This is a genomic window from Natrinema ejinorense, from assembly GCF_002494345.1.
Classification (GTDB): Archaea; Halobacteriota; Halobacteria; order Halobacteriales; family Natrialbaceae; genus Natrinema; species Natrinema longum.
Window position 1 is genome coordinate 1,536,910 of sequence record NZ_NXNI01000001.1, and the last position, 18,370, is coordinate 1,555,279.

General features: G+C 57.5%; 15 protein-coding genes and 1 pseudogene. 8 read left to right on the forward strand and 8 right to left on the reverse strand.

The features are described 5' to 3' along the window. Positions 1-188 precede the first annotated feature (188 nt). Entirely contained in the window at positions 189-1,733 is a 1,545-nt protein-coding gene (locus tag CP557_RS07620; RefSeq protein WP_245852936.1) for an AI-2E family transporter, read from the forward strand. Between the two features lie 47 nt (positions 1,734-1,780). On the opposite strand, the pseudogene CP557_RS07625 reads toward CP557_RS07620, so the two are convergent. Continuing rightward, a pseudogene (locus tag CP557_RS07625) lies at positions 1,781-1,996 on the reverse strand (ISH6 family transposase); the annotation flags it as partial. A 196-nt stretch (positions 1,997-2,192) separates the two neighbouring features. Between CP557_RS07625 and CP557_RS07630 the strand changes: the two are divergent. Then, a complete protein-coding gene (locus CP557_RS07630) occupies positions 2,193-3,449 on the forward strand; it encodes an RNA-guided endonuclease InsQ/TnpB family protein (protein WP_097379358.1) in 1,257 nt (418 codons plus the stop codon). Between the two features lie 45 nt (positions 3,450-3,494). On the opposite strand, the gene CP557_RS07635 is transcribed toward CP557_RS07630, so the two are convergent. Then, positions 3,495-4,211: a DUF2270 domain-containing protein gene (locus CP557_RS07635; RefSeq protein ID WP_097379359.1), complete on the reverse strand. Its 717-nt coding sequence runs from the start codon at positions 4,209-4,211 to the stop codon at positions 3,495-3,497. A gap of 467 nt (positions 4,212-4,678) precedes the next feature. On the opposite strand from CP557_RS07635, the gene CP557_RS07645 reads away from it, so the two are divergent. Together CP557_RS07645 and CP557_RS07650 are read left to right on the forward strand one after the other, a co-directional pair. Then, on the forward strand, positions 4,679-5,386 hold the full coding sequence (locus CP557_RS07645) for a DUF1214 domain-containing protein (protein ID WP_245852937.1): 708 nt from the start codon (positions 4,679-4,681) through the stop codon (positions 5,384-5,386). A gap of 406 nt (positions 5,387-5,792) precedes the next feature. Then, entirely contained in the window at positions 5,793-7,022 is a 1,230-nt protein-coding gene (locus CP557_RS07650; protein ID WP_097379360.1) for a cation:proton antiporter, read from the forward strand. 483 nt (positions 7,023-7,505) lie between these two features. Here CP557_RS07650 and CP557_RS07655 read toward each other — a convergent pair whose 3' ends face one another. After that, positions 7,506-7,919 (reverse strand): hypothetical protein, encoded by a 414-nt coding sequence (locus tag CP557_RS07655; RefSeq protein ID WP_245852938.1) that lies wholly within the window; start codon positions 7,917-7,919, stop codon positions 7,506-7,508. Between the two features lie 656 nt (positions 7,920-8,575). On the opposite strand from CP557_RS07655, the gene CP557_RS07665 reads away from it, so the two are divergent. Both CP557_RS07665 and CP557_RS07670 read left to right on the forward strand, forming a co-directional pair. Continuing rightward, a complete protein-coding gene (locus CP557_RS07665) occupies positions 8,576-10,015 on the forward strand; it encodes a cryptochrome/photolyase family protein (protein ID WP_097381570.1) in 1,440 nt (479 codons plus the stop codon). Between the two features lie 129 nt (positions 10,016-10,144). Further along, entirely contained in the window at positions 10,145-10,372 is a 228-nt protein-coding gene (locus tag CP557_RS07670) for a hypothetical protein (RefSeq protein WP_097379361.1), read from the forward strand. A gap of 271 nt (positions 10,373-10,643) precedes the next feature. On the opposite strand, the gene CP557_RS07675 is transcribed toward CP557_RS07670, so the two are convergent. Next, complete coding sequence (locus CP557_RS07675; RefSeq protein ID WP_097379362.1) at positions 10,644-11,471, reverse strand: DUF4397 domain-containing protein; 828 nt, start codon at positions 11,469-11,471, stop codon at positions 10,644-10,646. A gap of 515 nt (positions 11,472-11,986) precedes the next feature. Here CP557_RS07675 and CP557_RS07680 point away from each other — a divergent pair. Continuing rightward, on the forward strand, positions 11,987-12,883 hold the full coding sequence (locus CP557_RS07680; protein WP_245852939.1) for a DUF1214 domain-containing protein: 897 nt from the start codon (positions 11,987-11,989) through the stop codon (positions 12,881-12,883). Positions 12,884-13,278: 395 nt separating this feature from the next. Further along, complete coding sequence (locus CP557_RS07685) at positions 13,279-14,430, forward strand: DUF1214 domain-containing protein (protein WP_097379364.1); 1,152 nt, start codon at positions 13,279-13,281, stop codon at positions 14,428-14,430. Between the two features lie 296 nt (positions 14,431-14,726). Here CP557_RS07685 and CP557_RS07690 read toward each other — a convergent pair whose 3' ends face one another. The 4 genes from CP557_RS07690 to CP557_RS07705 all read right to left on the reverse strand — a co-directional run bounded on the left by CP557_RS07690 (position 14,727) and on the right by CP557_RS07705 (position 18,368). Continuing rightward, positions 14,727-15,155 (reverse strand): hypothetical protein, encoded by a 429-nt coding sequence (locus CP557_RS07690; protein WP_245852940.1) that lies wholly within the window; start codon positions 15,153-15,155, stop codon positions 14,727-14,729. Positions 15,156-15,776: 621 nt separating this feature from the next. Further along, positions 15,777-16,001, reverse strand: a complete 225-nt coding sequence (locus tag CP557_RS07695; RefSeq protein ID WP_097379365.1) for a hypothetical protein — start codon at positions 15,999-16,001, stop codon at positions 15,777-15,779. After that, the gene (locus tag CP557_RS07700; RefSeq protein ID WP_097379366.1) at positions 15,998-17,554 is read right to left on the reverse strand and encodes a TrkH family potassium uptake protein; all 1,557 of its coding nucleotides are present in this window, start codon (positions 17,552-17,554) and stop codon (positions 15,998-16,000) included. The genes CP557_RS07695 and CP557_RS07700 overlap by 4 nt, the downstream gene beginning before the upstream one ends. A 127-nt stretch (positions 17,555-17,681) precedes the next feature. Continuing rightward, the gene (locus tag CP557_RS07705) at positions 17,682-18,368 is read right to left on the reverse strand and encodes a potassium channel family protein (protein WP_097379367.1); all 687 of its coding nucleotides are present in this window, start codon (positions 18,366-18,368) and stop codon (positions 17,682-17,684) included. Between the last annotated feature and the right edge of the window lie 2 nt (positions 18,369-18,370).

Genomic DNA, 18,370 nt, shown 5'->3' on the forward strand with positions numbered 1-18,370 from the left:
TCGCAGTCTTTTCGAAGCTATCGACGAGTCGAGCGACCTGACGATCGCTGTTGATGCTACTACCGATCTGGATCACTCTACTCTTTGAGACAGGTGCGTTTCTGCGCCGGTGATGGGTGCTGGCGCTCTGAGCAGGATCAAGCGAACACTGACCAGAGCGGCGGCGCAGTGAAGTATCCGAGAGACATATGTTAATTTACGCACTAGTAGAGGCATCGGCAGCAGAAGAGGCACTGTCAACCGGAAAGACCGTGTTCGACCGACTGGTTGGCGCAGAGTCGCATTTCTGTGCAGCGTTCGACTACTACGTCACCTTCGACGAAGAGGACACGACAGTGGCTGGAAAAGCACGGTGGGGTGACCTGCCGACAGCTGCATTCGTTACGTCCGACGAGTGCGAAGAACTCCTCGAGCAGGCCTGGGAAACCACAACGGAAACATTCCAGCAAAATCTGGACCGGGTGAAGAAAGCACTCGAGGAACGCAGCGACGACGTGATCATGCGTGACGAGGGGCTCGCTCGGCACGCCTTCCAGTGCGTCGGTGCCTCCCGTGGCCCGTCGATCTACCTATACGATCAACATGCGACCGGCATCCATCAGACCCGTCATCGAGAAATCGGCCTGCCCCCCTTACGTGAAGAATCGCGAGAATACGGGCACCGAAATGATAAGGATTTCCGTCTAAAGAAGTATATGACTGAGAAGAGCGAGCCGCCACAGCAGTCTTCGCACAGGAATGCACTAACGATCTTCGCAGTGGTAAGCACGGCGCTCGCCGTACTGCTCGTTTTCACATACTTGCAATACGTCTTGCTCGCGATCGTGCTCGCATACGTTCTCACACCCGTACAACGGAGACTCGAGCAATGGCTGAGCTCGGCGACGGCAGCGGTCGCCACCATCGCGATGTCGATAGTCGTATTTTTCATTCCGGTCGTATACGTCCTCGCTATCGCTTTTCAGCAGGGCCTGGCGCTCTTCACCGCAATCCAGGAGGGAGCGTTCAGACCGGGCCGTATCGAGGACCGATTCGAAACCATCGGATTCGTCGTCGACCTCGACCTGTTGTACGCGACCTATCAGGATCCTATCACGCAGACCGCGCAGCGACTCGCTACTGGCACACTCTCCGTCATCGGCGGCCTCCCGGGTGTGCTGATTGGGCTCACCGTGACAGGTTTCGTCCTCTTCGCACTGTTACGCGACGGCGACCGGTTCGTCGCGTGGCTGGAATCGGTCGTCCCCGTCGACGATCGTGTACAGCGAGAACTGTTCGTAGAGCTCGACCACCTCATGTGGGCCTCCGTCGTGGGTAACGTCGCTGTCGCGGGCATCCAAGCCGTGCTGTTGGGAATCGGACTAGCACTCGTTGGTATGTCCGGGGTCGTCTTCCTGACCGTCGCGACCTTCGTCCTCACACTGCTCCCGCTCATCGGCGCGTTCGGTGTCTGGGTGCCAGTTTCGGTCTATCTTCTTCTGGTCGGACGGCCCGTGGCAGCGAGCGCGATACTGGTGTATGGTTCGATAATTAGCGTCTCCGACATCTACCTTCGGCCAGTAATCATTGGTCGGAGCGGGGCGATCAATGCGGCGACCATCGTGGTGGGCATTTTTGGGGGACTCGTCGTGTTTGGTGCGATTGGCCTGTTCATCGGCCCCGTAGTCCTTGGGGGAGCGAAAATCATACTTGACCTATTCGCCCGGGAGAACGCGCAACCGATCGCCGACTAATTGCAACCGTCTCCGTCATCCATTTCACCCCTGAATAATGGGTCCCGTCACAAAGTCGTCTGGAGTTCGCCTCTGGTTGCGTCAATTGACACCTCCAATGTGATGGCTGTTTTGGCTGACCGCTCGAGCAGTTCGTCGGCGAACGCCACGAACTGCTCGGAATCGGCATATCTCACGAGATTGAGCCAGAAGAGCGATTCTAAGTCAGATTCTGTCCATCGCATCCACTGGTTTTTACACTGCTTCGAGATTTTACCCATGGCAGGCCGTGTTTAGACGCCGGGCGATTGACGTCTCGCCCGGGATTATACGCTGAACAGGCGCAATACCACGGCCTAAAGGCCGTGGTATTGCGCCGTCACTCAGTTTCACATTCTACTAATACTGACAGCCTGGGTATTCCACGCCAAACAACTCTTTTAATAATCTCTATTTCATAACTAGTTATAATATAGTACGATGCTGGAGACGACCCGCACCTACGTCGCACGCATCACGAACCACCAGCAGGTTCGTGAAGATCTAGACCAGTGTGGGTTCTCCGCATCCAAACTGTGGAACGTCGGCCGCTACTACATCCAACAACGGTGGGATGAAGACGGTGAGATACCCGACGAATCCGAGCTCAAATCGGAATTAAAAGACCACGAGCGCTATAGTGACCTGCATTCGCAGTCAAGTCAGCGAGTTCTCGAAGAACTTGCTGAGGCGTTCACCGGCTGGTACAACTCCGACGACGGCAACAACCCACCGGGCTACCGGAAACGTGGCGACCGACACCCGCGCTCCACTGTCACATGGAAGAAGCGGGCGATCAAACATGACACGAAGCATGGACAGCTCAGGCTTTCAAAGGGATTCAACTTGAAAGGAAGGCGGTCTGACTTCATCCTCGCGGAGTACGACACCCGTCCCGACGTACAGGTGGAGAACATCCAGCAGGTGCGTGCCGTCTACAACGGCGACGAGTGGGAACTCCACCTCGTCTGTAAAAAAGAGATCCCCGTGGAAGACGCACCGGGCGACAACACGGCGGGGATCGACCTCGGAATCAGCAACTACCTTGCCATCAACTACGAGGATGGCCCCTCGGAGCTGTATCCAGGGAACACGTTGAAAGAGGACAAGCATTACTTCACCCGCGAGGAGTACCAAACCGAAGGCGAGAACGGGCCGTCAAAACGTGCGCGGACGGCTCGGCAGAAACTCTCCCGACGCAAAGACCATTTCCTCCACACCCTCTCGAAACACATCGTTCAGCGGTGTGTCGAAGAAGGTGTAAGAGAGATTGCGGTTGGCGACCTCAGCGACATCCGTGAGGATGAGAACGGTGACTCGCGGAACTGGGGTGGGTCGGGGAACAAGAAACTCCACGGGTGGGAGTTCGACCGCTTCGCTCGTCTGCTTGAGTACAAGGCCGAAGAACACGGCATTCTCGTTGACCGTGTAGACGAGGAGAACACGAGCAAGACGTGTTCGTGTTGTGGGCAGATTCGTGATAGCAACCGCGTGGAGCGGGGTTTGTACGTCTGTTCGTCGTGCGAGACGACCATGAACGCGGACGTGAACGGTGCGGTGAACATTCGGAGAAAGATAACTCAGAATCCCCCGACGGGGGATATGAGTAACAGCTGGTTGGCACAGCCCGGAGTCTTCCTGTTCGACCGCGAGAGCGGGTCGTTCAACACGAGAGAGCAGGGAGTCTGCAAACCCTAATATCCCAACGCTTGGGATTCCTCCGGCTTTAGCCGGAGGAGGATGTCAATGGTTCTCTTTCCAGTCGTCCGGATCCCCTTCACGGAATTCTCCCTTGGCATGGCGCTCGTGGGGCCAGAAGGTGACGCCCAGCAGTACGACGTAGAACACACCCACAACGGCAACCACAGCAATCCCGGGGATACGGGCGATTCCAGCGGTTGTCAGCCAGTCTTGGCGCGGCGCGAACGCTGTAATCCTGAAAATCCACGCGACCAATAGAACACTGAGCAGCGCAAGGTACACACGCCGGAGCCTGTTTGCGAGTGCTTCGTGGAACGAGACTTTCAGCGTCGGCCTGCGATAGTCCCTGCTCAGTTCCGCTCGCCAGTCGTGACTTTCAGTGCCTTGGGACGGATCGAGGGCGTTTGCGAGCAGGTTCTCTTGGATGACTCGAGTACGAGAGCGAAAGACGTCGTAGTCCCGGTACCGCCGCGCTTCGATACCCAGAAAGATGGTGACGACAACGATCCCGATCAGCAAGATATAGTGTGGGTTATCGGTACTCGAAAACGCCCACGTCAAAATTGCTGCCATCAGCGTCACCGCCCACTTCGTCGTCTCGTCGAGGCGCTGCCGCCACGTCCCCACTCGGTCTATCTCTCCGCGATAGGTGTGGGCCATCACCGAACCGAGTCCCGTACTGTCGTCAACCATTTCGCGGCCGATCTCCCGTTGGTCTGGTGCTGTTGGGTCGAACTCGTCGCTACTCGAATCAGTCATAGAGGATAGACATCTCCTCGCTCCATAAGCAGTTATGGTGACGTCGTAATCTAATTGTCATGTACTGGAGGCCATTAAACAGTATGTGTGTATATTGAGCAGTTGATTCAGTCGTGACTGTGTAAACGGCTATGTCTTCTCCAATATAATGTAGTGATAAGTACAGGTGAAATAGTGAACAGAGTCTTCTGTCTCGACCAAACCTTACCGACGATGGGTTATGACGAGATCTTTTGTACGGCGTCCATCCTCATGTTCAGCCAATAGCCTGAAATGAGGTCCTATCTCATCAAAACAGGGACCTTCTGCTACGAGATTGTGATCTAAACCCCACTCGATGAATCCGTACTCTGCCAGTTTAGGAAGGTGGATGTGGTGCATACTGACCGAATACTCATCCACTTCTGCAATCGTTCGAGAACTGGAGAGACATTACCAAACCAGACACCGGTGATCGTCACCAGTCGATGGTTGTCATGGACGAGGACGCGTATGTGAAAGAGGCATACCACGATCCCGGTGAGTACACGTTGACCCAGGACGGGGTCGGGACGCGGTACGTGTGGGTCATAGTCCGCACGTTCGTTGATCCGAACGATCCGGGCGACGTAGCAGTCGTCCGTGGATTACAGGACGAACTCGCAGTGAGCCAGGACTCGGTCGGCACGTTCGAGATTCCAAATTGGGACCGCCAGGCACACGCAGAACTCTTCGACGCGCTCGTCACGGTTATGAAAACGATGGACGACTTCGGCGGCGCTTATGGCAACGTGGATGTGGTCAACCACGTGAAGTACTTCCTCGCTAGTGTGACACCGGGCGGAGTTCCGGAGCCAGAAACAATCTATCTGCAAAGGATCCCCGACCAGAACGACGGTGGCACGCCACACACATTCACCGTCGATGACGTCCCTGTCGACGGATTCTGGTCGGTCACCGTCTACAACAGCGACGGGTTTCTCGAGGAGAACGAGTACGACGCGTACTCGTATAACAACGTGACTGCAGAGCAAGCCGAAGACGGCAGTGTCACGATCCATTTCGGCGGTGACCCCGATCAGCCGAACTTCCTCTACACCCCAGCGGAGTGGTTCTACCTGGTTCGACTCTACGGGCCCCGCGAGGAGATTCTTGACGGAAGCTATCAGTTCCCCGAAGCCGAGCTGGTCGGTTGACGAGGGATCAAGCTTCCGTCTTAGCGCCTCTGACGTCTGAATCGCGCGATATCGACGTCGGCTCGACACCCGTTTTGTACCCGCGGTCGCGCTGAACGCACCCTCTCTATGCAGTGCGGCGTTTCTCTCAGTTCCAAATGAGTCAACAGCGCCGATCCGGACTACCTGTCCATTCGATCCAGAGAACGCCCGTGAAGGACCGGGGTGGTTCCGAACGATTCTCGAACCGACACCAGGCAATACTCGATAGCGGTCGGTTGTCGCTGAATCTGCGGATATTTGTGACTGGATGTGGGAGCACGTTGCATGTCAGTCGTATGGGTCGGGAACTACCCGTGGAGCAGTAGCTCATTGGGTACGTGGTGCACGGATCGCCATACTTCCTGTCCTGGAGGTCGATGAACCGGTGTCCATTCACGTCAGCCTCGACGTCGTCGCCCTCATCGCGGCCATCGTCGGCCTCGGCGTGGCGGCGCAGTTTCTGGCCGCGATGTACCGAGTGCCGAGCGTGTTGTTTCTCATCCTCACGGGCGTCGCCATCGGTCCCGAGGGCCTCGGGTTGATAACACCCGACGTCGTCGGCGATTCACTCTCGACCATCGTCGGCGTGAGCGTCGCCATCATCATCTTCGAGGGCACGTTTCGCCTCGAGTATGGGGCCATCTGGAAGACGTCGAAGGCGGTCAGCCGGATGATCACGATCGGAGCGGTCATCGCGTTCGTTGGGACGGCTCTGACCGTGCGCCTGCTGCTGGAAGCGAGCTGGGACATCGCGTTTCTCATCGGCGCGCTGCTGGTCGCCACCGGACCGACGGTCATCGCGCCGATTCTCGCGGTGGTTCCCGTTCGTGAGGAGGTTGCCACGACGCTCGAAGTCGAAGGGATAGTAAACGACGTCACGGCCGCGGTGCTGGCGGTCGTCCTCTTCAAGGCCATGACGGCCCAGCGCCTCGCGCCGGACGGGTACGTATGGCTCTTCGTCCAGCGTCTCGCGACGGGGGTGATCGTCGGATTCGTAGTCGCCGGGGTCGTCTGGTACCTCCTTACGCAGGTCGAACACCCATCCGAGACCGCGCCACAGACGGCCCGGCTGCTCGCGCTGGCCAGTGCCGTCATCGCATTCGCCGCCGCTGACTCGGTGTTCTCGGAGGCAGGGATCGTGGCCGCCGCCACTGCGGGATTCGCTCTCGGAAGCCTCGAACTGCCCTATCAGGAGGAGATCCTGCAGTTCCTGAGGGATCAGACATTGCTAGTCCTCTCGTTCGTTTTCATCACGCTCGCGGCGTTGCTCGAGTTCGCGGAACTCCTTGCGCTGGGAGTCGCTGGGCTTGCAGTCGTCGCGGTCCTGATGGTCGTGATTCGTCCGCTGGCCGTCTTCGTTTCGGCGGTCGGAGTCGGCTTCACGACGAGCGAACGGCTGTTCGTGAGTTTCGTCGGTCCGCGGGGGATTATCCCTGCATCGGTTGCGACTCTGTTCGCTGTCCGGCTACAGACGGAGGCGCCTCCGTCGGATCCGTCGGGGGCGCACTTGCTGCTCGGCACTGTCTTTCTGGTCATTCTCGTTACGGTCGTCGTCGAAGCGGGCTTCGCGAGACAGATCGCCAGTATGCTTGGGGTAATCGAGTCGGAGCAGTGAGTTCCGAACTCGATCTGTAATTTGCGAGTGCCGCGTAGAGAATCGCAATGTGACATGGTAATTCCACGCCGTTTCGGCCAATCCAAAACGAGAAGCGGTGTGATTGGTTCTGCAGGCTCGCGTTCGTCTGTTGAACGGCATGATCTTTGCGGCGTGAATCGGCCGAATTCGGGGGTTGAGCTCCACCTTTTGGCATATCTCAGAGAAGGACGTAGCGCGATACTGAATAGATAGCGCGAATGCGGCATGGAATCGCAACCGATCTACGAAAGTGGTGATCGCTCAGTATCGGTCAAGGAGTTGCCGTAGAACCAGTCTCGATTAGTTCTCTCGCAGAACGGCCAACCGTAACTGCTCAAACGACTGGATTATCTCAACGAACTCACTTCCAACCGAGCGTCGGCCTGCTCTAAGCATTCTTTGTAGTTAGCGCATTATTTGTGCCAACACTCGCATCCGAGGTGTCCGATTTGGTATCTTCGGTTAGTCCTCCATGGCTGTTTCAGACGTTTTACGTGTTGAACCCTGGGGCGATTCGGAGTGATCGGTTCGTTCGTCGGCTTCCGGTATTTGCCCTGGCAAGAACGTCGATGCGATAAGCAGGAGCAGTACGAACAGTACGAGGAGGTGCAGCGTCGCCCGTTGTGCGTCGAACACCGCAGCCTCGAAGATACCATCGAGCAACTGTCGTTGCGTCGGAGTGAGTCGGTTTAGGAACTGTTGTTGCGTGGCTTCGGTCGCCGTCTCAGTTACATCTTCGAGCGCGATCACCAGCGAGTAGAGCGAAACGGCCCCCTGAATCACGGTGACTGAGGTATCGAACTCATCAACCATCGTGGGGATCGCCACGTTCATCAGGGAGGCGTTGACGACCACGAGGAACGTCGTCAGACTCACGGCGATTGCCGGAGCCCAGTATTCTACCCCGTTCTGAAGCCTATCGGAAAGTGACGTTTTCCCGTTTAAACGCGCCCCATCTGGGGTTATAGCGTAGCCTCATGCGTTTGACCGTCAAATAACCGGGACGTGGCCAGTTACGTCGACTCAGCAGAGAGTGACGAGACAGGTGTGCGCTTACATCCATCAAATTTGAGACGCCGCTTTCCCATCAGAACGCTACCTTTCGACCCGCGGCGATGGTCCCTGTGGACGATATCAGCACTGCATTCACTATCAGCTATGGTGAGTGTTCTTCCCAGCGTGCAGCATACACAGCGCGAGTACAACACGAACTGAAGTCCGTCATCGCTCGCTACACGTACAGATAGTTGATCAAGAATTTAGTGCCGTCTATCACTGTCATCATGTCACGAGTTTCTTCTCGAGTATCGTCACTGTATTATATGGAATCCTGAAGTGCGAGTGTGTGAGTCGGTCGCAACTGCTGCTGTGGGCCACTCAGAGAGGCATGAGTCATGAGCGAAGAGCCATACCACACGACGTCAGAATCGGACTTTGAACCGCTGCGGGCGACACGCCGAAACGCACTTCGTGGGGCGGGCCTCGCCGGAATGCTCGCGATGGGCGGCGCCAGTGCCCGCCAAGACTCCGGTGTGCGACTTCACTGGCACCGCCGCGATCTTCGTGTGACCGACAACCCGGCGCTGGCGGGCGACGACCGCCTACTCCCAGTGTTCGTCCACGATCCCGCGATACTCGCCTACGGCGCGCCGCCCGTGGTATCGTTCCTGCTCGGTGCGCTGGACTCGTTGCGCGAGCAGTACCGCGAGCGCGGCGGCGAACTGCTCCTCGCCCGCGGTGACCCGAGGACGGTACTTTCCGACCTCGCCGAGGCCTGCGACGCCGATGCGGTCACCTGGAACCGCGACTACTCCGGACTGGCGAGCGAACGCGACCGTGCGGTCGCGGCGGCGCTCGCCGACGCCGGCGTCAGCGTCGACGTCGAGCGGTTCGGTGGCACTCTCCTCCATGAACCGGAGACCATCACGACGGCCGACGAGAGCCACTACTCTGTCTTCTCGGACTTCTTGCAAGAGTGGCGCAACCAGGAGAAGACCGCCCCCGTCGCCGCGCCGGTTCGCGGTGACGTTGTCGACCCCCGCGACAGCCTCGACGAGGAGTGGCTCGACGAGGCCTCCGGTGCCGCCGGCCCGCTCCCGTCACTCGCCGAACTTGGCTTCGACGATCCTAATGCCGACGTGCAGCCAGCGGGTACAGACGTCGCCCACGACCTACTCGCCGACTTCCGCGAGGACACTATCTACCGGTACGGGGACGACCGCGAGTACCCCGCCCGGGAGTCGACCTCGCGTCTCTCGCCGCACCTGAAGTTCGGGACAGTCGGCATCCGAGCGGTCTGGAAAGCCACTGAGGACGCGGCGGCCACCGCTGGCGACGGGTACGCCCGGGAGTCAGTCGAGACGTTCCAGCGACGGCTTGCCTGGCGTGAGTTCTACGCGCACGTCCTCGACGCGCGTCCCGACGTAGTTATCGAGAACTACCGCGAGTACCCGAACGAAATCCAGTGGCGCGACGATCTCGGGGGACTCCGGGCCTGGAAGGACGGCGAGACGGGATATCCGCTCGTCGACGCCGGGATGCGGCAGTTACGCGACGAGGCGTGGGTTCACAATCGCGTTCGGATGGTGGCCGCCTCGTTCCTCACGAAGGACCTACTGATCGACTGGCGCGAGGGGTACGACTGGTACCGTCGGAAACTTGCGGACCACGACACCGCCCACGCCGCTGGCGGCTGGCAGTGGGCTGCATCGACGGGAACGAACGCCCAGCCGTACTTCCGCTTCCTCAGCCCCGTGACCCAGTCGAAGGAGTACGACCCGGACGGCGAGTACGTCAGGGAGCACGTTCCCGAACTCCGAGACGCGCCGACCGACGCCATCCACGAGTGGCCCATACTGGATGACGAGAAACGCGCCGTCATCGCACCCGACTACACCGAGCCTATCGTAGACTACGGCGAGCACTACGAGCGCGCAATCGAGGCGTTCGAGGCCGCGCGCGGCGACGGCTGACGGGGCACGCGAAGAGCGGCGCCGTCAGGAGCACGAGGAGACGGCGAGGCTGGAAACCCAATCGATATCCACAAGTTCATCGGCAGGCGCCCCATCGCGGCGTTCGGCAACTACGTCGGAGACCCCCAGATGCTCGAGTGGGCCGAGGCAGGGGACGGTCCGCGGCTGCTCCTGCTGATTAACCACGACGACGCCAAGCGAGAGTATGCCTATAGTATGGACGAAGACCTAACAGGTGAGACGCCCGACGAGTCTTCCCAGCCATTTATCGACGTGGCAGAAGAGAAGGGCTGGGTCGTCGCCAGTATGAAAGACGATTGGGAGTACGTCTACCCCTTCGAGCAAGCAGATCGCTGAGGCGAGCTTACCCGATGAATCCCGATCGAGCACCGCATCCAAACGGCCAATACGATGAGCTCAACAGTTCCATATTCGGCGATTCATTTGACGTTCTGTCCTCATAGTCGTGCTGAACACATCCTCTGGACTGTACAGACTACCTCTGACAGCAACTCGAGAGTTCGATGAGGCTCTACAACATAGAAGGCGAGAATGTCGCACGAGATCTTGCCCGATTTGCCATCTCGATGCGGCAGCGGGAATCTTCCACGACGGGTAGGCGGCAGTATCACTTAGCCTTCCTCTCCGACTCAGGTTCGTCTTCTTCAGGCTTCTCTTCGTCCGGTTCAACGTCCTCTTCGTCCGGGAGAGAGCCCTCCGTGGTGAGTATCTCGAACGGCTCATCAGCGGGTGCCACCTCCGGCTCGAGGTAGCCAATCGCGAACGCGGAGTAGACGGTTCCTCCGGTGAGGGAAACGTCGATTTCGAAGACGCTGGTCTCCCGGTCACCCGCGGGATAGATGACGAGCGTATACTCGCCTTCCGGGACTTCGGTGTAGCCGGATTCACCGAACGCGACGTTCTCGAACAGCGCGTCCCCTGTTTCACCGGCAACGACGTCCACCGCAGGCGCATCGGGTGATGCGTGGAGGACGCGAACCCGAGCGGTACCCGGACCGACTGGGCTGTTGTCGTCGTCGAGGAACAGCGCCTCGAGGGGCTGGTTTTCGGCGGCCACTTCGCCGATCACTGCGAGGAGACCGTCGAGGGTGGAGTCCACGTCGCCGGCCTCGACGGTCTCCTCGAGCACTGCTTCGGCCGGGTCTTCACCGGCGGGAACGACCTGGACCGTGTACGTGCCAGGCGGGAGGTCGCGGTAGTCGGTGACCGTCCCGTACGGGATGCCCTCGCGGACCCGCTCTCCGTCGACGTAGATGTCGATGTTGGGTGCATCGGGTGAGAGGTGTGCAACTCGAGTCTGGAAGTCGGTATCGGTTGGCTGGTCGTTCGTTTCGTGGTCACTCGAGGCGGCCGTGGTACTTCCGACGCCACTGACTACCACGAGGCCGCCGCCGATTTGTATAATTCGCCGTCGGCTCACGCCATTTTCGGTCATTGGATTGTCATGAACGACGATATCGGTAATAGTGCTACCACTTGCAGGCGCAGGCCGATGCAGTTCCGAGTCTCGATATCCAACGCGTTGGGGTTCCGAGCGAACCACAGGTGCAAATAGGATATTGATAATTTAAAGACAGTCATTAATCTAATACCATCATCATACAATTATATTGTTCGAGAGCATCGGCACTGGATTATATGGAATGCTGGAGTACGAACGTGTGAGTCGGTCCCAACTGCTGCTGTGGGCCACCCAGAGAGGCACGAGCTATGAGCAAAGAAACACATCACACGACGGTGAAACCAGAATCCGAACCGATACGAGCAACGCGCCGCACCGCGCTTCGCGGGGCAGGCTTCGCCAGTTTACTCGCGCTGGGCGTCGGCAGCGCCACTGCCAGCCAACGCTCTCCGGGGGTGAACATCCACGAGGCTGAAAGCGAGTCGTCAGCAGAGGACGAGCCAATCCCAGTGACGTGGGTAAACTACCCTCGCGCCAACTGTCATGTCGTGTTCCAGTCAACCGTCGACGAGGGCGGGTTCGGACAGTTCTACCACCGCAGAAATGTCACCCCCATCGAGGATCAGGTTGCTATCGGAGAGAACCGTGACGTGCTCGCCTCATTCGGCGTCTTCGATCTGACCGAGCCGGTCACCATCACGCTCCCAGACAGCGGTGACCGATACCGGTCGATGAACGTCCAAAACGAGGATCAATACGTGAAGAAGTTCGCCACCGACCCCGGCGAGTACACGATAACACAAGACCACGTAGGCACTCGGTATGCTGGCGTCGCGGTTCGCGCGTTCGTCGACCCGAACGACCCAACCGATCTGGAAGAAGGCCAGCAACTCCAGGACGAGACCGACGTAGAGCAATCGTCGGCTGGCATGTTCGAGATTCCTAACTGGGATCAGCGATCATACGAACAACTCACCGACGCGCTCGTAACGGTCGGACTCACATTTAACGACTTCTCGGGCGCGTATGGCGACGTCGATGAGGTCGATCCCGTGAAGCATTTCATCGCCAGTACGGCAGGATGGACCGGCGTTCCGAACCCATCAGAAGCGTTCGTCCTTCAACGGACTCCCGCCCAGAATGACGGCACGACGCCACACACACTTACCGTCGAGGACGTCCCCGTCGACGGGTTCTGGTCGATCAGCGTCTACAACAGCGACTTCTACTTCGAGGAGAACGAGTACGATGCTTATACTGTGAGTAACGTGACCGCAGAGCCAAACGACGACGGCAGTATCACGATCCATTTCGGTGGTGGTCCCGACCAGCCGAACTTCCTCTATACACCGGAGGGATGGAACTACACGGTTCGGCTCTACCAGCCGCGCGAACCCATTCTCGACGGGAGCTATCGGTTCCCCGAAGCCCAGCCGGTGGAGTGAGTCAAACGCGCGGATACCAGTTTTGACGCTTTAGGCGACTGAACCGCCGCGATATCGAACATCGACTCGTCCGCCCACGACTACCGACGGTCATATGCTGAACGTATGCTCTGGATCTTGCACGCCGCTTCCATCAATAGGTCGGAGATTTGTCAAGTCTTTGCAAGATACACAGCGCAAGTGTAGCACAAACTGAAGTTTGAACAGGGGGTTCGTGATCGCTCACTACAGATACAGATAGAATATATGATTCAGACAAATAATATCAAGCTAATACTACCAATATGTCAGGAAATTATCTTTAAGTGTCGTCACTGATTTATATGAAATGCTGGTGTGCGGTTGTCTGAGTCGGTCCCAACCCCTGCGGTGGGTCACTCAGAGAGACACGAGCCATGAGCAACGAACCACCAGAAACGACGCCAGGATCGACCTCCGAACTGCTGCGGGCAACGCGCCGAAATGCACTTCGCGGGGCGGGCCTCGCCGGACTGCTCGCGCTGGGTGGTGGCAGTGCCACTGCCAGCCAAAACCCCTCGGAGGCGAACACCCAGGGGGCTGAAACCGAGACGTCAGCGGATGACGAGCCAATCCCAGTGACGTGGGAGAACTTCCTCCGCGCCCAAGCGGATGACTACTTCGAATCACATGTCGAAATCGGTGGGTTCGGCGAGTTCAAGCACTACCGAGATATCCCTCCCATCGAAGAGCAGGTCAACCAACCCAAGGCACCAAATCACGAGGTGCTTTACTCGTGGGGAATATTCGACCTGACCGAGCCGGTTACCATCACGAAACCGGACACCGGTGACCGGTACCAGTCGATAGTTCTTACCAACCAAGATCAGTACGTGAAAGGGGTTCTCTCCGATCCCGGCGAGTACACGTTGACGCAGGATGAGATCGGAACGCGGTACGTCAGCGCCCTCATGCGTACGTTTGTCGACCTGAACGATCCGGACGATGTGAACGAAGTTCATAGGCTACAGGATGAAACGACGGTACGTCAACAATCGTCGGGAACGTTCGAAATACCCGACTGGGATCGAGGATCGTTGGAAGAAATTCAGGAGGCGCTCATCACGGTCGGAGAGACGATGGACGACTTAGGAGGCGTCTATGGCGACGTCGACGAGGTCGACCCCGTCAAGTTTTACCTTGGCACTGCGGCGTTCGGCCCGGGTGGACTTCCTGAATCGGAGTCGTTACTTGTAATGCGGTACCCCGAACAGAACGACGGCGAAACACCGTACACACTCACCGTCGAGGAGCCGGACGCCGTCCCCGTCGACGCATTTTGGTCGGTTACCGTCTACAACAGCGACTGGTTGCTCGAGGAGAACGAGTACGACGCGTACTCGATCAACGACGTGACCGCAGAGCGGGCCAACGACGGGAGTGTCACGGTTCACCTCGGCGGTGATCCCGATCAACCGAACTACCTCTACACCCCGGAGGGGTGGCGCTATATCGTCCGACTCTACCGACCACGCGAGGAGGTTCTCGACGAGAGCTATCAGTTCCCCGAAGCCCATCCGGTCGAGTGACAAAGGCGCGAACAGCACTGTCCTGATGACCGAATCGGCGTGACTCGACTGTCGCTCGTCTTCCGCGTCGTACTGACGGTCGTGCTGAACTTATCCTTCTATATCGCGCAACGGTTTCTGACTAAACTCTGGTAGTTTGTTCAGGCGCTGCTGAATATAGGGTGCGAATGTCGTGCGAGATCGGGGCCGATTTGCGAAGGGGGTGATCGCTCAGTACAGATGGAGTAGATAACGGAGCGACAATCAATTCCACGGGTAGCTGTCATGAAGCCGTTCTGAATGCGCTTTTGTGAACCTTAACCACAGACAGATTGGTCAAATTCAAAATATTTATGGTCTCTCTCACGGTTTTCCCGTATCTCCGCTACGAACAAATCTGCTGTCATATCACGCTCATTGCACACCATCTGGAACCCTCTCTCTTCTGACTCGCCGCTGGAAAGTTCAATAACAATATTAAACGTATCACCATTAACTGCTTCAGTAAATCCGTCTTCGCGAATTGCAGTTGCTTCACCATTCGGCTTTCGCTCATCGATTTCATACGAGTTATCCAATACCGTCTCTCCACCTTCCTCGGAGATGGTAATATCAATATCTTGTATCTCCTCAGTGAAATTCAAGAGTACGAAATCGATAGGGCCAGCCCGTTCAAAAAAGAAGCACCCAGCACTACTCGCTGTTGCCGAAGTGCCAATCATCTCAAGGGCCGTTCGACGCTTCATATTAGTTATGAGATATAAAGAAATAAATTCTTTTTGCAGACAAGTCGCAGCAGCGTTCAGTGCGCAGGCTTTAGCAAGCGACTGTTTCGTGTGAATATATCCGAAGAATAAGATTTCAACAAAGCCAGTTAACGTTAATTAGTGGGGTACAAGAGAGGGTGGTTTCTCAGACAATCCTGTAGAAGACAAGGAGGATTTCACATCAGAAATACCAACACCCATAATCACCGTAAATTAGTCGCAATGACCAAATGGAACGCCTGTCTCATCAAGACAGTCCTGGAACTGGTTTGTTGCTTTTTATTGCTGGTTCAAGATTATGTCTCCGAGTCTACCCCACTTCTCGGACAAGGTACTCGTGAGGGGCATATGTGACGATCGAGTAGGCTATACTGATTATATACCTGAAACAATGCAAACAAGGGTTGATGGTTGTTGATGTGATAGCGGAAGCAAGGGATGGGATTGCTCAGAGCTCTCCGTAAGACAGTAACCGGCAACAATGCCGCCCTGTACGAGTGTCGTAATTGTGGGGAGAAACTCTCGGAAGAAACGGATGAGTGCCCCAATTGCGGTTCTACCGAAATCGCGTACTACAGGTTCTAAGTAGCAGATTAGATACTATTGTCCGTCTCCCATCATTTCGCCCCGAATCCCTTTATAAAATACATAGCCGACAAACAACGCGATATACACGATCGCAGTACCTGTTGTGAAGAGCGACCGTCCGACAACCGCAATCAACGGGATCAGGACTAAGCCGACGAGTAAAAGCGAATCAAAGACTCGATCTTCGGCACCAGATTTGAGCACCTGTCCGACAATCGGGATGTCGCTCAGCTTCATCGATAGACCCCTCCGCGGCGGAAGACCGACCGTAACAGCACAAGAACGGGGATGATCTCGAGGCGGCCGATCCACATGTTGAACAGGAACATGAGCTTGCCGACCGTCGGCAGCGATTCGGGGCCGGTGATGCCCGCGGAGAGGCCAACGTTCCCCTGTGCACTCGCGACCTCGAAGATAACGTTCTCGAGCGCGTATTCGCCTTGTGGAAGGACAAGGAGGAGCACAAACATCCCAATGCCGAGGAAGACGAACCAGAGGAATCCGATGATCGCTGCTTCTTCGAACTCCTGACGCACTTCCCGTTCGTCGAGGCGGCGCCCGTTGATCTTCAACCGCCGAACGGCGGTTTCTGGGTAGAAGACGTCCGAGATGCGGAATCGGATCCCCTTCAGTAGTGTGAGTACTCGGATGAGCTTGATCCCGCCGACCGTCGACCCAGCCGCACCGCCGACGATCATGCCAAACGTGACAGTCAGTTGGGCTTGCGCCGACCACCGGCCCAGCGCTACGTTAGTCGAGTCGACAGCGGTCTGGAAGCCGGCACAGGTCGCCGCCGAGACGAACTGGAACGAGCCGTACCGGAAGGCGGTGAACAGAGAGTCATAGGTGTCGCCCATGTACACCAACGCGGTCAAGAGGGCCGTCCCGGCACTCATGTATATGAACACCCACCGGGTCTGAAGATCCGTATACAAGTTCCGCAGATCGCCTTGCAGGATAAGATAGTGGACCGGGAACGCAATGCTCCCGAGGATCATGATGGGGAGGAGCGCGAAGTCGATGGCTACGCTGTCGTACGTCGCGATCGAGTTATCGGTGATCGAGAACCCGCCGGTCGCGAGCCCGGTCATGCCGTGGTTGATCGCACCCCAGAGCGGCATTTTGACGACCCAGAGGAGGAGAATCGAGACGAACGTAAAGAGGATGAAGATCCACCAGATCGTCTGGACGGTCGAGACGATGCTCGGATGGATCCGTTCGGACCGTGCCTCGCTCTCGTAGAGCGTGAGTGATCCACTTCCAGGACGGGAGAGAATCGCCGTCGTGAGGACGATCACGCCCACGCCGCCGATCCACTCGATGAACGAGCGCCACCACTGCAGCGTCCGCGGCAGGACCTCCTCGTTGTCGGTCATCGTCAGCCCGGTCCCGGTAAAGCCGCTCATGCTCTCGAACAGCGCGTTGAGCGGGTTGGTAAACGCCGCGAGCGTCGGTGTCGACGCTTGCGACGCTTGCTCGAGAGTCGGCGGCGCGAACTCGACCGTCCACGCGATGAGGTAGAACGGCACCGACCCGAAGATCGCGACGCAGAACCACCCCAGTGCGGCGATGATCATCCCGTGGAGTTTACCCGGTCTGGCCGCTTGCCTGAACCTCGAGGTCAGGAGGGTCCCGACGGCAAACGGGATCACTCCCGAGACGATTAGCGCCGGAATCGTATAGTATTCGCCCCAGACCAGCGGAATGAGCAGCGAGACGAACATGAGTCCGGCGAGCGCCTGAAACATGCGCCCCAGGTCCCGGCCGATCGTTTCAGTTGCCTCATTCATCTGTTAGTTCCTGTCCAATTTGGACTCGTGGATTCGACTGCGTTGCAATCGCACGCTCGAGAGGATCTGTTCGAAGACGTCCGCTGTGATATACCGAGGCGGCCCTTCGATCCGCTACGTTCGAGTATCATTGTGTCCGGTCTTCCGGGTGGCCGAACACGTCCGTGAGTTCGGGTTCCGCTCCGAACGCCGAATAGACGGTGAGCATATCGCCGGCCTGGATCCTTGTATTCCCCCGCGGCGTGATCGGCGGATCCTCTCCTTCACGTTCGATCGCAACGATCAGAACGTCCTCGGGAAGGAGATCGCTGTCGGCCGCCTCAATGAGGGTCTTCCCGCCGATCGGTGCGTTTTCCGTGACGGTGATCTCGAATACCTCCGCTTTCTCGCCGATTCGCATGTAGTCGACAATCGCCGGGCGGGCGACCGCCCGGTAAAGGTATCCGGCAATGAGTTGCTGCGGGTTCTCCATTGTGTTGACGCCGATCTGGCGGAACACGTTCATGTGCTCGGGGTCGTGAACGACGGAGATGATATTGGGGACCTCGTGTTCTTGTGCGAGCAAACAGACCATAATATTGGTCGGATCTCGATCTGTCGTACTGATCAGGGCATCCGCGTTCTCGATTCCGGCATCCACCAGCACGTTGTGGGCCGTCGCATCGTCCTCGAGCACCAGACAGTCGTACTGACCGGCCACACGGTCCGCGCGTTTGGGGTCGTTCTCGATGACAACGACCTCGTTGCCTGACCGGGTCGCGATGTTAATAAGCGGTGTTCCGATATCACCTGCTCCGACTATGATAATATACATGA

Coding starts and splice junctions, on each gene's coding strand:
- CP557_RS07620 (WP_245852936.1), top strand. CDS start 189: ATGTTAATTTACGCACTAGTAGAGGCATCGGCAGCAGAAGAGGCACTG.
- CP557_RS07630 (WP_097379358.1), top strand. CDS start 2,193: ATGCTGGAGACGACCCGCACCTACGTCGCACGCATCACGAACCACCAG.
- CP557_RS07635 (WP_097379359.1), bottom strand. CDS start 4,211: ATGACTGATTCGAGTAGCGACGAGTTCGACCCAACAGCACCAGACCAA.
- CP557_RS07645 (WP_245852937.1), top strand. CDS start 4,679: ATGGTTGTCATGGACGAGGACGCGTATGTGAAAGAGGCATACCACGAT.
- CP557_RS07670 (WP_097379361.1), top strand. CDS start 10,145: ATGCTCGAGTGGGCCGAGGCAGGGGACGGTCCGCGGCTGCTCCTGCTG.
- CP557_RS07675 (WP_097379362.1), bottom strand. CDS start 11,471: ATGACCGAAAATGGCGTGAGCCGACGGCGAATTATACAAATCGGCGGC.
- CP557_RS07685 (WP_097379364.1), top strand. CDS start 13,279: ATGAGCAACGAACCACCAGAAACGACGCCAGGATCGACCTCCGAACTG.
- CP557_RS07690 (WP_245852940.1), bottom strand. CDS start 15,155: ATGAAGCGTCGAACGGCCCTTGAGATGATTGGCACTTCGGCAACAGCG.
- CP557_RS07695 (WP_097379365.1), bottom strand. CDS start 16,001: ATGAAGCTGAGCGACATCCCGATTGTCGGACAGGTGCTCAAATCTGGT.
- CP557_RS07700 (WP_097379366.1), bottom strand. CDS start 17,554: ATGAATGAGGCAACTGAAACGATCGGCCGGGACCTGGGGCGCATGTTT.
- CP557_RS07705 (WP_097379367.1), bottom strand. CDS start 18,368: ATGTATATTATCATAGTCGGAGCAGGTGATATCGGAACACCGCTTATT.